This window comes from Alteromonas lipotrueiana, from assembly GCF_019249245.1.
Lineage (GTDB): Bacteria > Pseudomonadota > Gammaproteobacteria > Enterobacterales > Alteromonadaceae > Alteromonas > Alteromonas lipotrueiana.
In genome coordinates, this window is record NZ_JAESDK010000006.1 from 18,450 (window position 1) to 33,699 (window position 15,250).

The window sequence follows — 15,250 nt, forward strand, 5'->3', positions numbered from 1 at the left end:
GATACTATGCAAATGCTTCGCCGGTTTTGATAAAAAAGTATGATCGATGTAATTTAAGATAACAACTTTGTGTTTTTCAGATAATTATTAATAATAGCAGGCGTTTGTACCTTGTTATTATTGATGGTGCAAAGCGTCTTACTCTGGGTTGATTCGGTTTTGTTACAGTATGACAGTTTTTCGAAGTTATGCTGTTGTCTTATGCCGTCATAAAATTTTGTCTGACTATGGTGCTCGGCTTTTTAGTTAAAAATAAAATAAACCTGATCGCGAAAAATACTATTGTATTTAGACGTCTGGACGTTCATTATCGAGTGTAGTCTCACCAGCCATCGGCATTGCTAAATAGCGGCATAGCAAAACCTGAGTGCATATGGCTGGAAAGATTACTGTAAAGGCGCAAGTATGAAAAAGATTGTGGTAGTAGGAGGCGGAGCCGGTGGGCTAGAGCTCGTAACCAAGCTTAGTCGGTCCCTGGGTAAAACAAAACAAGCCGAGATTATTCTTATCGACAGAAACCGTACACACGTTTGGAAACCTCTTTTGCATGAGGTGGCCGCCGGGGTTATCGATAAACACTCTGACGGTGTCGATTATCGAATGCACGCCGTTCGGCACCACTATCAATTTCAGCTAGGTAACCTTAGCCATATCGATTCCCAGGTAAAACAGCTAACTCTTGACCCGCTGTATGATGAAAACGAGCATTTAATTTTACCTGAGCGCCAGGTACGGTACGACTATCTGATACTGGCAATGGGTAGTGTATGCAATGACTTTGGTACACCGGGGGTTAAAGACTATTGTTATGCCCTGGACTCATTGCCTCAGGCTGAGAAATTCCACCGGGCGCTGCTGAATCAACTACTTAAAGTTAATCAGGAAGCAGGAGACAAACGCCAGCTACAAATAGGTATTGTCGGGGCAGGTGCTACCGGAACCGAACTTGCCGCCCAGCTTCATCATGTCGCAAATTTGGCACGTGCGTACGGTATGCCACAGATGTCTTCTGATCGATTAAAGGTCACGATTCTTGAAGCAGGAGACCGAATTTTGCCGGCTCTACCAGAAAAAATAGCGCTTTCGGCGCATAAAGCGCTTACAAAACTGGGTATCAAGGTACGCGAATCTACAATGGTATCTGAGGCCACCGAAAAAGGCTTTTTAACCAGCGAAGACGAATTTATTGAAGCTGACCTGATGGTTTGGTCGGCAGGCGTAAAAGCCCCGGATTTTATAGTGGCAATGGACGTTTTTGAAACTAATCGAGCTAATCAAATTCTGGTAACCCCAGAGCTACGCAGTACCGTTGATGAGACTATTTTTGTCATTGGCGACTGTTGTGGGTTTCAACAAAAAGACGGTAGCTGGGTACCGCCACGGGCTCAGTCTGCGCATCAAATGGCCAGTACTGCTGCGACTAACCTTGAAGCGGTATTTAAAAACAAATCACTTAGCCAGTATGAGTATAAAGACTACGGGTCTTTAGTGCATTTAAGCAAATACAGTACGGTAGGCAGCTTAATGGGCTCGCTGTCTAATAGCAGTATGTTTATAGAAGGTCGGCTTGCCAAAATTGTGTACGTATCATTATACAACAATCATCAGTTTACTGTGCATGGCTGGTTCAAGGGCATATTGACATTATTTAGTCGAAAACTCAGTAACATTGTAGGACCAAAGTTTAAGCTGCATTGATACACGTAGTAAGCAGGTAGCAAGATGCAGGTAACAAAACGGGCAGGGGTTTAGTGAGCTGACTATAAATTTTTCGAAAAACGGTTTTAACAAAAAGTTTACACGCATTTCCTTTTAGAGCACTTTTTGCACAGTTCTTGCAGCTGCTTCTATTAACGAGTAAGCCTGTATCGAAAACCTGATAGGAAAATCATATGACATTAGCTAATAACCCTCCTGCTGTTGTAATGAAAGCTTTTACCTGGGCCTGCGAAGAACTTGGCTTAACCAGTAGCGAAGCCGCGCAAATATTGGGCGTCAGTGATATTGCCTTACGTGAAACCGCGCTGGTAGGTTTTGAGGTAGCGTCATCTGAAAGCGAAGTGCAGATAGAGTTCATTAAAATGTATCATTTACTCTACGCTAAGTCAGATGGCAGTAGTGATACGATGTCAGGCTGGTTTAATAGTTATAATCCGCATTTAGATGTGGTTCCTAAAAAAGCCTGCAGTAACTTACCCGGTATACGTTATGTCAGCGATTATATACAAAGCCAGCAAAATGAACCTTTAGCGGTCACACCTGTATTAGCGGCAAGTCGTCAGCAAGTGCCGCATGAAGCAAAGCTAGAGACCCGCTAAAAGGTAACTAATAGTCATTGTATGTGCTCTGTTATTGCCACTCGATAGACGAGACGCTGAACGTTAGGGAAGACAGGTATTGCTATGTAGCAATAAACTGTATGTGGCTACTGCTTGAGCCACAACAGTCTGTTTGTAAAAATATAAGTCAGCTACTTCACCCAAACATTAGCTCGCGGCCTGAAAAACCTGGCGGGTTGTTTGACTGTCATAAGCGGTGATTGACAAAGCTTCTTCTGGTACCCCCACACTTTGTTCTAACCATTGAGAAAGCGGTGCAATATCCTGTTGGCGCGCGCCAATCCAGGCAGCCGGAGAGCCTGCCGGCCGGGGGATATTTTGTAGCAGCTGAGGTAATGTAGCAAACCGCCCATTGTTCCATACAATTTCCATATTCACGGGTTTGCTCAACAGGATATTTTCCAACATACCGCTGTTATTAATAGCCACAATGCCGCGGGTAGCAGGATGTAACGCTTCCAAATGATGTGCAATTGCAGGAATAGCAGGCACTTCACCCCCCAGCAATACCCAGTCGGTACTGGCCTTTAATGCAGGTGAAAACCACGGGCCTTTAACCTGAATATCTTCACCAATACGTGCCTGGTTAGCCCACTGACGAGCCGGTCCGTCCGGAAGATGCCCGCCCAGCATTACGTCAATCGTTACTAACAGCATATCGGTATCGCAAAAACGCACGGTAAAGGGTCGCTCTAACAGTGCTTCCTCTTGTAACGCCTTGCGTTGTAAGGGGCGCCCATCACTTTCAAACAACAAACGAATACAGCTTCCTGGTCGTAATTGAGGCAGATGGCGAACCGCTGAACCGCCCAGCGTAAGGCGGCGAACATGCTCGCTGATGTGAGTTATCTTTTGTACGGTCAGACTAAAACTCTGCGCCATTGCAGGTTTAGGTTTTGCGCTGAAAAGTTTTTTCAATTGTTGCCAGTATGCCACCGGAAAACGCTCAATATAGGAAGTAAATGTCTGAATTTTGATATGCCAGATTTGAACCAATTTGTTCGAAACTTCATCAATTTTGATAAAAAAGGCTAAATAAATGGGTAGGGCTGCTATGGCAGGTCTCGTAGCCTGGAATTACCGCCCCTTAATTTGTAAGTAAGATGCGTACTTCCCTTCTTGAACACCCCTTTTATCATAAGTATGAGCAAGCTTAAGTAATGCGGATGAAAATATTGCACGGCATGCTTTCAGCCTATGTTCCGCGTTTTAACTTGTGACTGTGTCGCAGGCAGGCAACATAGCGCAATAAAACCAATAAATTCAGAGTTTATCAGGCGTTTTTTTTAGTTTGGCTACAGTGATAGGTAAGTGAAGATGAGGCAGAGGAAGTACCTGATACGAAGCACCTGAAAAAGACAAACTTTGAAATCGAACCGAACGTTTATTTTCAGGCATAAAAAAACCGGAGCAACCGCTCCGGTCAAAACATTGGAATACACATGGATACTGAAAAGCAAATGACTACATCAGTGAAATAACCATAACAATACCTTTCGTTTTAATCACCTAGACTACTTATAAACCGGTATGTATTTAAATACGTTAAATTTTTTTAAAAGTGGTAGCTTGCAGAGATAGATTACATAGACTCAACTAATGTCTAAGAACGGTACCTGTTAATGCCAGGTATCTTAATGGGTATACGACACTAATTGTTACGTTTTAATAATCATTCTATGCGCATGAGGTAGGTACAATACAGACTCAGTTTGCAATGGCTATTTTATGCAAGGTGGTGAATTTTGACGCACAGTGTCAATATTTGTAGCTTGATATTTTCCCAGAGTAAACCATGCTAAGAATGAAGGGGCGTATTTTAGTGTACGTTCACCGTGCTTTTTCGCACATAGCCCTATATTAATCACGGTTAAATATACCAGGGTTTACCGGCGTCTAAATTAAGAAGTTGATACCAGAGATATCAGAATGCAGCAGGATATAAGCAAATTATTAGAGGGAATGGGCGTGGAACGTTCAAGTAGTACCGCTGATTTGTCGATGCTATTGGAAGCTATACGCCAGTTCTTAAATATGGAGGTCGCTTTTACATCGCGGTTTACCCAAAATGAACGCAAAGTTGAGTTAGTCAGTGCCAATGATGACTCCAGCTTCTCACACCCGCTGGTATCAGGTGTATCAGATGAGCTTAATAATTCGTACTGCTTCAAAATTGCCAATGGTGAACTGGCTAATTTGATTAAAGATACGGCGGCCAATCCCATAACTCGAAGTATGCCAGTGACCGAAAAATTGGAAATTGGAGCGTACATTGGCGTACCTATCACACTGAAAAATGGTGATGTATACGGCACCTTGTGCTGTTACGACAAAGCCGCCAATTCACAGTTGTCTCAGCGAGACGTGGATCTGCTACATATCATCGCCTCTTATGCCGGTCAGGTGTTGGGTCGAAATCTTGCAACAAAACAGCACAAAGACCAGCTTCGTACAGCTGTACGCAATGTGATTGACGAAAACCTTATAGAAGTAGTGTTTCAGCCTATTTATGGCAAACACAGTCGTTCGTATGAATATTATGAAGTACTGGCACGCTTTAATACCCAACCCTATCGTCCGCCCAACGAATGGTTGCACGATGCCGATCTGGTCGGGCTGGGTCTTGAAGTAGAAAGCGCCATTATAAAGCAGGTGGTAAAACGGTTGCATATGGCGGGCGCTCGGGAACTGAAATTAAAAACATCTATTAATGTCAGTCCACGCATGATGGAAAGCGGCTTGCTTCCAGAGCTTTTATCGAAGATAAGCAGTGAACAGGTTCGCATCGAGCTTACTGAGCATGTGAGCGTGACCAACTATGAAGAGTTTCGCACTTATCTACGCCCGTTGATTGAGCGAGGCTTCAAGATTTGTATTGACGATGTAGGCGCCGGCTTTGCCAGTTTGAAACATATTTTAGAAATAGAACCAGACGTTATTAAGCTTGATTTAAGTCTTGCCACTAACATCCATCTTGACTCTAAACGACAATCGTTAGTTACAGGTTTGCTTGCTTTTGCGCGTAGTTTCAATTGCGAGGTAGTAGCAGAAGGCGTTGAAACCGCAGAAGAATACCAAACGTTAGCAAAGCTTGGTGTGACCTTTTTTCAGGGATGGTATTTTTCGCGGCCCGTAAAATTTGAGCAACTGGACAATAACCTGAAGATACCGACGGCAGTATGAAAGCACAGGGCTGCTTTGACGGCTATGTAGTAAAGCCGCTTGTTTCGGGCTTTTCGAACTGCTAATTTAGTTAATACGCAACGGCGCTTTACTCAATGTAAGGAACCCAACCATTATACTGGACGGTTAGGTAATCGTAGCCATACCACCAGTGAAGCTATCCCCATCAATAGCGCGGCTGCCAAAAAAGGCCAGCGTTCATCTAGGTTAAACAGGGCCGCCGATATGGGTGGGCCGGTTATATACCCCATCGCTGGAGACGCAGTTATAAGCCCTGTTACCTTTGCTTGTTTCGCCGCCTCGCAACGAGCGGTGGCTACAGCTGCAATAGAAGGGTAAGCGGCGCCAAACCCCGCTCCCATCAGTGCCAGACCTATATACAAATGCAATAGTTCCTGCTGAAAGTACAGCACTGCATATCCTACAGCAGTAAGGGGTAGAGCAATGTAAATCAATGCCGTCGGGCGTAACCAGTGTCGCTGAACCACGGTAAATTGAATGATTAAAGAAAATACCGCCATAACCATCATGGCTAGGCCGGCCTGTCGGGCAGCGCCCACCGCGCTAAAATCCAGTGTATCCATCAGGAAAAAAGCCAGACTTTGCTGCATTATCGCCATACAGCCAAATAAACACACGCAGCAGCTTATCAACAGCAGGGTGCTGGACTTAATTTTTATATCACTTTTTATCGTATCAGAGCCTGACTGACCCGCTTGTGCCGCGTTAAGATCGGGCAGTTTTTTTGCTACCAGAACAATCGCCAGAAGGGTAAACACAATAACAAAATAAAAGGGCGCTAAAATTCCGGCACCAACCAGCAACCCTGCCAGCGGCGGTCCTAGTATCTGGCCAAGATTATTTGCCGAGGTCACTTTGCTGATAGACGAAGCCCGTTCTTTAGATGAGCTTACGGCTACCACATACCCGACTACTGACGGGGGCGTGGCAGACATAACTGAAGACTGCAAACAGCGACTTATCAGTAGTCCGGTAAATAGAATAGTACCTGACAACCAGCCATTAAGCCCAGCCCACCAGATAGTTGCAAAAACAAAGGTACCCAGGGTGTAACCACTTAATCCCAGTAACAACAGTTTTCGGTAACCGTAGCGCAGGGTATATCTGCTCCATACATTTGCACCAATAGCAAAAACCAGCGCAGATGATGACATCATAACGGCGACCTGCATTTCTGAAAGATTTGCCAGTCGACCTAATGAGGGCACGGTTGTCAGAAATACACTCTGGCCAACAGCAGTCGCCAGTAATGCGCAAAATAATATCAGGTATGTCATTTGAACCAGTCATTGATAAAAAGAAGTCTAAAGTGTGCAGGCAGGTAAGCGGTAAAACTAAGCGGCACTGAACTTAGTATATCACCGACAAATCAACATCGGCCTTAAGAAAAAAACTCCCGCCAAACAGCGGGAGAAAATCAGAGGTATTGATTGGGTCATAGGGGACCCGGGGGGAGAATAACTGTCATACGACATCGAATATTCATCAACGTTAGGCAAATACTCTAACTCATGTCAGATAGAAGATGTTTAGCTGGAAAAAACCTGACTTAACAAAGCACTATCTCTAAACAGTTACTATTTACTAAGCGAGGTTCATGCCAATAGTAAGTTTTATCTGTAAGCCTTTGTTTTATTGTACGTATTTATGGTTTGTGGCGTTTGGGATTTTTTGATGCAGCATGAATAAGAAAAATTTTCACACCAAACGTCGTATATTTCATACACAAGAATAGATTTTGACCTATATAAATACAAAAACATTTATATACTACTAAAACAAATCGGATTGTTCGCGCAGTCACTTCTTGCAGGTAAAAATAATAATGTTTAACCGCCAAATCAAACAGGAAAATCACCGGCTCAAGGAAGAGTTACAACATTTGCATCACATTCATCGTCATCTTGATGATGAAATGATGATGAGTATTTTGTCAAAGTCAGGGCATATAGAGTCAGTCAATCGACAGTTTTGTGACGAAACGGGTTATAGCGAAGAGCAATTAGTGGGTAAAGCCTTGCTCGACTTTGTACCTGATGCGGCAAATCAAACTCCTCACTATAAAAAGTTGCGCGAAACTCTGCGTCATGAACAACATTACGTAGGTATTATTCAGTTTGTTAAAGAAAACGGTGAAGAAGGCTGGTTACGCGCAGTTGTTCAGCCGGTTATTAACTTAAAGGGTAAGCTTCAGCACTTTTCCTTACACTGCAACGATTTGACCCGAACTATCACAAAAGCACGCGAGCAAGAAAATTTGGTTGAAGCCTTGCAGCGCTCCACGGCTGTTATCGAATTCAACTTAGACGGTACCATTATTGTTGCCAATACCCCGTTTTTACAGGGCATGGGTTATCGACTTGAGCAAATAGTCGGTCAGCATCACCGTATGTTCTGTCATTCTGAAGAGGCAAACTCTCCTGAGTACGAACAATTCTGGCAGCAACTACGTAATGGCAATTTTAAAGCCGGCCGCTTTAAACGTATAGATGCGGACGGGGCAACAGTTTGGTTGGAAGCCTCTTATAACCCGGTTTATGATTCGTTTGGCAGGCTTTACAAAGTGGTTAAGTTTGCCACGGTTATTACCGAACAGGTCGAACGTGAAATGGCCATATCTCAGGCAGCCTCAATTGCTTTAAATACCTCATCAGGCACCGATAATGCCGCCATTGAAGGCAGTCAGGTTATTAATAATCTGGTTACCGTAATGAAAGACTTGTCAGCTAAAATGAGTGAAGCCAGTACCGGCATTGCCGAGCTTGATGAACAATCACAACAAATCGCGACTATTATTAGTAGCATCAGCAGTATTGCTGAACAAACCAACTTACTGGCATTAAATGCCGCAATAGAAGCGGCCAGGGCCGGTGATCAGGGACGCGGTTTTGCGGTGGTTGCCGATGAGGTAAGGCAGCTTGCATCTCGCACCACAGCGGCGACTGAAGAAATTGTATCGGTGGTTCAGCGTAACCAAAGCCTGACCGCTGAAGCGGTTGCACGCGTTAATGAAGGCAAACAAAAAGCCGATGAAGGTTTTACGCTTGCTGATGATGCCGGACGAGTTATTGTTGACATTCAAAACGGCGCCAAAGAAGCGGTGGGCGCTATTGGTCAGTTTACCCAGCAGTTAAATCAATAAGCCGGTCCCCCGTCATCACTAGCCGTTCATTTTTTAAACAGCCTGTAATCACAGGCTGTTACATTTAATTTTTTCTATATAGGCTGTTTCCCGATATGCTAAAAGCATTCGTTAAGTTATGGAGTGTCTTGGTATGGTCAGAGCAATAGTGGTAACTATGGCAGTACTATCGGCAATAGTTAGCTATGCCGCAGGCTTTCATACAGGTGTTTTTGCATTAATTCTGTTGGCTATGGCTCTAGAATTGGTGGTGTGGCTTAGCTTGCGCTATCCTCGAAAAACCAGCCATAAATAAGATGATCACATTTAATTGAGTGGTCCCAAACTTCACTTACAACAGGTTGGCAAAACACCGCCTTTTGTTCCTTATTCCTTTTCTTTTAATTTCTGCAGCTACTTTTAATTCGAGCATCTGATCATGGGCTAGTGCGTTTTTTGGGTAATATTTCCCGGTTACGGTAAAAGACCTTATTAAGCAACAAACCGGTTAAGTTTTTGTTCGTGTGTCCGATAATACTCAATAACTTAGTCAATCATCGATTGACCATTGTATCGACTTTTGAATTGTTGCTTTGGACCATCGCCCTGGCTTTTTTATTAAAAGAAGTTAGTGCGGCAGGGCAGTTTTCATGTTTACTCAGAGGCAGTTATGCTCGTTTTAAAATCCAAATTTACCAATTCACAACAAGAACTGTCGCGTCGGGATGCCGAAAAAATTGCGATGCAGGAAAAAATTGATGCACTGGAGTTGGCGCTGGATAAGCAACGACGCCGAGCCGATGAGCTGGATGCCCAAGCTACGGCAAGTGATGAAGACAGCATGTACAGCGCTTTACTTGATTCTATGCATCAGGTAAATGGCATTCGCGAAGGGGTGTCGCAGTCTTATGAACAAATTAACGAAGAAAGCAGTGCTCTTTCAGATATCAACGACCTGTTTACTACCAGCGCTAATTCGTTGCAGGGTATCAGCCAACATATGGCCGCATTAAACGATAGAATGGGCCAAATGAGCGAGCGAATTTCGGGGTTATCAGACACCGCTGACAGCATCAATAAGTTTGTGAGTACCATCACCAGTATTTCAGATCAGACAAACCTACTGGCGTTAAATGCAGCCATTGAAGCCGCGCGGGCAGGAGACGCCGGCCGGGGGTTCAGTGTAGTAGCTGACGAGGTCAGGGCTTTGGCTAATGAAACAAATAAATCTGCCAGTGAAGTTGCAGAGCTTGTTAAGGGCATCATTCAATCTACTAAGGCGGCAGTAGGCGCGGTCTCGCAGCTACAAGAAAATAATACCCAATTAGCGGGGGGAGTAGACGATCTTAATGTGTGTTACGACAAAATGGTCAACCATTGCGAAAGTATGCGCCAAACCATCAATAGTGCTTCTCATCAAACTTTTATTCAAACGGTTAAGCTAGACCAGGTCGTCTGGAAAAGCGATGTGTATGCAATATTAGGGGGCAAAAGCAGTAAGACCGCTGCAGAGCTTACTGACCATACACAGTGCCGGTTAGGGCAGTGGTATGCAACACAACAAGGCAATAGATTAGGCAAAAGTGACGCATTCTCGCGGCTTGAACGCCCCCACAGCGCAGTGCACAAGGCTGGAAAAAGCGCTATCGATGCCGCGTCAGCAAAAGACAACATTAAAGCACGACGTATGGTTCAGGAAATGGAGCGCGCCAGTGAAGAGGTTATGCAGTTGTTAGACAGACTCGAGGCTCAGCCTTCAAACTAGCCCATGTTATGGCTGTTTTGACAATATGCTTAATACCTTATAAGACCCCGGTAGCTAACCTTTAACTACGCGGGGTTTTTGTAATCAGGTTATCGGTGTTTTTAGTTAACAGTTGCATTTTTTACTTTATTCAAATGTTTTCGTAACTGCATTTCAGGTAAGTACCACTGCGCGATGGTTATGCAGGTATACGTTTTTTAATAACGAGCGGCTATACATCGCTCATGTACCCTTTAAGTACCATCGCTTTTGTAGCTACCCTGCTGTGCCCGCTTTAATACCGATGCCAATCCGTCGTATACATAAATCGCGAATAACAACGTTTTTATTTAAGTGCGTTGGGTAAGTCCCGAATGCAATGCCTGGCGGTAGGCGACCAAAGCCGGAATAAAACTACACAGCCAGGTAGCAGCCATAACTAGCGCCACAATGCTCCAGGTTTGCGTATTAAGCAGGCTACCGCTAATAAATAAGCCAAACTGCGTACTAAGAGTCTCACTAAACATAATGAACAGTAGTGCATCAGAGCCTATTGCGATGACACAGGCCAGAGCACTGATGAAAAGAGCTTCAGCCTGTATTAGCCATAAAATAGTTACCGGACCTGCTCCCATTGTTCTTAATACTGCAATTTCATGGCGTCGCTCTCGCATGCTGGCTAACATCATGGTAATTAAGCCTATTAAAGAGGCGACCAAAATCAGAGCCGATACCGCCAGCAATAACCGCTCAAGATTACTCATCAAACTCCATAATTGCGATAACGCCACGCCCGGCAGTATTGCTAATAAAGCAGCGTTATCCTTTTGATTCAGCTGATATTGTAATTGTAAAGCAGCGGCACGACTGGTGAGCCCGACAAAGACAGCAGTCACCTTATCAGGCGTATAACTATGCTGGTTTGAATCCGGGCCAGAAGTTTTCTTATTATCGTGATGAGCGTCGTCACGATGCACCGCGCGGTGAGACGTATTGTCATCATCCGGGTTATCGTGAGTCGGGGTGCTAGCAGGCGCGCTAGCTTGATTTAAGCTATCAGCATTAGATGAAATACGACGTAATGTACGTCTTGGAGGGGCCGAGCTGTGCATAGCCTCAATACCGTGCAAGGTTACATGCACAGCTTTGTCGACAGGAGTACCGGTAGGAGCCAACACCCCCGAGATAGAAAATGGGTGTTGGCTATGCTGACGAAAGCTAACATTGCCCAGCCCATGAGAAAGCACAATTTTGTCGCCCGGCGTGTAGTTTAACGATGCCGCTACTGCTGAGCCCACAACTGCAGAGTACGGGTGCGTAAATGCGTTACCGGCACTAAATTGCAAAGGTTCGCCATCGCCATACTTATAGTGCTGAAAATAGCGATTATCTGTTCCTAATACCCGGTACCCTTTATGAGCGTCGCCTAAAGAAAGGGGGATCACCCACTTTACTAACTTATTCTGCTCAAGTTTTTCAACTTCTTCCCAGGCTATCCCATTGGTTGCGTTACCCATTCTGAACACCGAGTACAGTAATAGGTTTAACTGACCGGTAGGCGCCCCCACTATCAAATCTACCCCTGAAACGGTGCGTGTAAAACTCTGTTTAACCTGGCCTCGAACAAATTCAACGGCAATCAGCAAACTTACACTTATTACTATAGATACGAGAGTAAGTACTACCGACACCCGACGCTCTCGAAGGCTGGCTAAAGCTATCCGACTTAACATGAGATACTTCGCGCTGAATTTAAGTTTTCCATTTTAAAATGATGGGAAAAATGGTGGGATAAACTGGTATCGTGACTTACAAATAGAAGCGTCGCATCTTTAGCGGTACTTAGTAATAATTGCATAAATTTGTCTCGGGCATTGGCATCAAGCGCCGAGGTAGGTTCATCAACAATCACAATTTGAGGATGGTTTATTAAAGCTCTTGCTATCGCTATACGTTGTTGTTGCCCAACACTCAATGTGCTGGCTTTTTGATGAAGCAGTGAATCTGGAAGTTGCAGCTTGTCCAACATTGCAGCCGCATTATTGATGGTATAGTGCTGCTTACGGCCTGCAAAGTATGCCGCTGCTTCAATGTTTTGAGCTACGCTTAAGTAATGGATTAAATTGAATTGTTGAAACACCACGCCAATGTGCTGGGCCCGAAACTTATCTTTTTTTCGGGCCGAAAGCTCAGAAAAAGGTGTGTTTAGTAGCGAAAGGCTACCCGATGTCGGGGTTAATGTACCTGTGATCAAATTTAATAATGTACTTTTTCCAGACCCCGATGCCCCCTCAACAAATACGTGGGCACCCTTAGCAACGTGCCAGTGATCAATAGCAAGTACAGGCTGACTGGTACCAGGGTAACTAAATACTATGTTATCTAACTGAATCGCCACCGAAGACATAGAATCGCTAACAGGTTGTTGCATAGGTACCAGAGAAACCACCTTGTTGTTAAAGACATTTTTCTCTGATGGTTATAACAAATTTCGACCATTAAACACACGGTAATTTGTTATTGCTTTAACGTGGATTACTGGCCGGCCTGAAGTTTGACCACTTCCGCAGACGAATCTTCCAGTACATTATCCAAAGCCGAGCCCTTTAATAGCTTGGCTACCGAATCTTTGTTTTTGGCAAGTAGAATAGAAAGTTCTTCCATTTTATCTTCTTCCATCTTAATACCCATAGCAGTGAGGTAACCGGCCAGATTATCGGCAGCATCCAACATTTTGTCATACTGATCAGCGGCTTTTTTGTCGGTGGTCACGAGTTTCTCCACATTTTTATGAGTTACAACATACTGAACGGTGATCGCCATAGTTTACTCCCCGAGGGTAATTTAAGAATTAATATACTACATAAACAACTGTATAAAAAAACAGTATAAAATGCAACCATTTTGTAACTTATTTAACCTGTTAACAAGACTGCTTCACCATTGGCACGCCCTTTAATATTTTATAAGGCTCACCGTATTTAACCAGGCAGCTTAAGGGGTTCGCTTCAACACTTTATCGTCGGAATATCCTGCCAGCGGGTAGTCGCACAGCCAGACAAAAATTCACGGCGCATAGCAAACCCAGCCTGACTTCCTTTGCTGGCAAAGCTCAACGTATTGCGACCAAATTTTTGATTAATAGAGTCTAAGGTATTCATCAATCTTGTATCGTCGGTCGCCTGGGCGAATAAATCAGCCTGATTAAATTTTTCATCAATAAGGTCTACAAGACTAATACCACTTTTATAGTATTGCACTCCCGGTTTATAAATAGCATCAATACATTGGGCGGTCGCTTTTAACAATAACCGGGTATCAGCGGTGGGCACAGCAAATTTGTGCAACACCGATTTTTTAAAAAAAGGCTGAACATCATGGGGCGAAGAGGCCGCAAATACAACCATAGCGCGGCTTAAGCTATGTTGTTGTCGTAGCTTTCGGCTTGCCGTTTCGACATGGCCAGACAGTGAACGATGTAATACATGTTTGTCGCTTACCCTCTGGCCAAAGCTTCGAGTAGAATAAATTTCTTTTTTAGCAGCACGTACATCATCCCAGCAAAAACGAGGTTTTCCGCTAAGTTCTTGTACCGTGTTTTCAATTAATACAGAAAACTTTTTCCCCATTAATACCGGGCACTGCTGAGATAACTGCCAGGCATTATGTATGTTCATTGTCTCCAGATGTTTACCAAGTCTGCGACCTATACCCCAAATGTCGGTGCACTGCATCTGGCTCAATATTCGCTGACTGTCAGATACGCTCGATATGCATGCAACCCCAGTGGCACCCGGTAACTTTTTAGATGCATGATTAGCGGCTTTGGCGAGTGTCATTGAAGCGCCAAATCCTACTCCCACCGGCAACCGAACATGGCGCCAGACTGTTTTTCGAATAGTATGCCCTAGCGTTTCTAACATTTGCGCGTTGTAATGCTCAGGAAAACGCATAAAACATTCATCAATACTGTAAACGTGGGTTTCGCCAAACTGACTGCAGGTATCCATTAGTCGCTGACTAATATCTGCATACAATTCGTAATTACTGCTACGTACAACAAAGCCCGCTTGTTCGGCGGCTTTTGCATGTAAAAAATACGGCGAAAATTTTTTAATTCCCAGTTTATCGCCTAAGCGCTTTGCTAAAGGGCACATTGCCACAATAGCACCGTCATTGTTGCTTAATACAATTACGGGCCGATGGCGAATTGCCGGGTCAAAGATTTTTTCTGCGCTTGCATACATACTGGTCGCATCAATAAGAGCGATACTCATAACGCCTGACGTAAAGGTTTATGAATTCGAATCGATCGAATAACTACCCCTTCTATCTGAAAGTCGTCGCCTTCAGATAAACGGTAAGGGGGAGTGCGCAAACACCCCGAAATAAGTGTATGTTGCTTTATATCCACCCGTTTGCACACAAAGACACCGTTTAGGTTAGCGACACAAATACACATATCAGTAACAGGCTCTGCGCGCGATACTATAAGTAAATCACCATCAAAAATACCATCACGCACCATAGATTCTCCTTGTGCGATACCAATATAAGTGGCACTGGGGTGCTCTATAAGCAAAGTATCCAGATCAAGCCCTAATTCTTTGTATTCGGTTGCCGGCGACTCAAAGCCAACAATGCCCGCCTGGGCTCTGATAGGAATAAACTTTAGCATGATATAACAACTTAATAACTGTATATGTGTACAGTTATTCTATGGCGCGTTTTTACTTTCTGCAATAAAGGTATGACACGCGCACGCTAAGTTTCTGGCCGGTATGAAGAAATAAGTGAAAGTAAAAATATAGATTGAGTAATGCTGCTGCAGAGTTCGGCCAA

General features: G+C 44.1%; 13 protein-coding genes. 6 read left to right on the plus strand and 7 right to left on the minus strand.

Annotated features, from left to right (window positions below):
• Positions 1–405: 405 nt before the first annotated feature.
• Together JK130_RS05750 and JK130_RS05755 are read left to right on the plus strand one after the other, a co-directional pair.
• On the plus strand, positions 406–1,698 hold the full coding sequence (locus tag JK130_RS05750) for an NAD(P)/FAD-dependent oxidoreductase (RefSeq protein WP_218353293.1): 1,293 nt from the start codon (positions 406–408) through the stop codon (positions 1,696–1,698).
• A gap of 194 nt (positions 1,699–1,892) precedes the next feature.
• Positions 1,893–2,318 (plus strand): hypothetical protein, encoded by a 426-nt coding sequence (locus JK130_RS05755; RefSeq protein WP_218353294.1) that lies wholly within the window; start codon positions 1,893–1,895, stop codon positions 2,316–2,318.
• Between the two features lie 168 nt (positions 2,319–2,486).
• Here JK130_RS05755 and JK130_RS05760 read toward each other — a convergent pair whose 3' ends face one another.
• Entirely contained in the window at positions 2,487–3,335 is an 849-nt protein-coding gene (locus JK130_RS05760) for a siderophore-interacting protein (RefSeq protein WP_218353296.1), read from the minus strand.
• A 972-nt stretch (positions 3,336–4,307) separates the two neighbouring features.
• Between JK130_RS05760 and JK130_RS05765 the strand changes: the two genes are divergently transcribed.
• Entirely contained in the window at positions 4,308–5,522 is a 1,215-nt protein-coding gene (locus JK130_RS05765; RefSeq protein WP_218353297.1) for a sensor domain-containing phosphodiesterase, read from the plus strand.
• A gap of 113 nt (positions 5,523–5,635) precedes the next feature.
• On the opposite strand, the gene JK130_RS05770 is transcribed toward JK130_RS05765, so the two are convergent.
• Positions 5,636–6,820 (minus strand): MFS transporter, encoded by a 1,185-nt coding sequence (locus tag JK130_RS05770; protein WP_218353298.1) that lies wholly within the window; start codon positions 6,818–6,820, stop codon positions 5,636–5,638.
• Between the two features lie 548 nt (positions 6,821–7,368).
• On the opposite strand from JK130_RS05770, the gene JK130_RS05775 reads away from it, so the two are divergent.
• From JK130_RS05775 to JK130_RS16735, 3 genes are all read left to right on the plus strand, one after another.
• Positions 7,369–8,685: a methyl-accepting chemotaxis protein gene (locus JK130_RS05775; RefSeq protein WP_218353299.1), complete on the plus strand. Its 1,317-nt coding sequence runs from the start codon at positions 7,369–7,371 to the stop codon at positions 8,683–8,685.
• Between the two features lie 133 nt (positions 8,686–8,818).
• The gene (locus JK130_RS05780) at positions 8,819–8,980 is read left to right on the plus strand and encodes a hypothetical protein (protein ID WP_218353301.1); all 162 of its coding nucleotides are present in this window, start codon (positions 8,819–8,821) and stop codon (positions 8,978–8,980) included.
• A gap of 354 nt (positions 8,981–9,334) precedes the next feature.
• Entirely contained in the window at positions 9,335–10,429 is a 1,095-nt protein-coding gene (locus JK130_RS16735; RefSeq protein ID WP_218353302.1) for a methyl-accepting chemotaxis protein, read from the plus strand.
• A gap of 329 nt (positions 10,430–10,758) precedes the next feature.
• On the opposite strand, the gene JK130_RS05790 is transcribed toward JK130_RS16735, so the two are convergent.
• From JK130_RS05790 to JK130_RS05810, 5 genes are all read right to left on the minus strand, one after another.
• A complete protein-coding gene (locus JK130_RS05790) occupies positions 10,759–12,141 on the minus strand; it encodes an ABC transporter permease (RefSeq protein ID WP_218353303.1) in 1,383 nt (460 codons plus the stop codon).
• On the minus strand, positions 12,135–12,839 hold the full coding sequence (locus tag JK130_RS05795; protein WP_218353304.1) for an ABC transporter ATP-binding protein: 705 nt from the start codon (positions 12,837–12,839) through the stop codon (positions 12,135–12,137). Before JK130_RS05795 ends, JK130_RS05790 begins: the two co-directional genes overlap by 7 nt.
• Before the next feature lie 104 nt (positions 12,840–12,943).
• The gene (locus JK130_RS05800) at positions 12,944–13,231 is read right to left on the minus strand and encodes a YebG family protein (RefSeq protein ID WP_218353305.1); all 288 of its coding nucleotides are present in this window, start codon (positions 13,229–13,231) and stop codon (positions 12,944–12,946) included.
• A gap of 185 nt (positions 13,232–13,416) precedes the next feature.
• Positions 13,417–14,685 (minus strand): Y-family DNA polymerase, encoded by a 1,269-nt coding sequence (locus tag JK130_RS05805; protein WP_218353306.1) that lies wholly within the window; start codon positions 14,683–14,685, stop codon positions 13,417–13,419.
• Positions 14,682–15,086, minus strand: coding sequence for a LexA family protein (locus JK130_RS05810; RefSeq protein ID WP_218353307.1), 405 nt, complete (start codon positions 15,084–15,086; stop codon positions 14,682–14,684). The genes JK130_RS05805 and JK130_RS05810 overlap by 4 nt, the downstream gene beginning before the upstream one ends.
• Between the last annotated feature and the right edge of the window lie 164 nt (positions 15,087–15,250).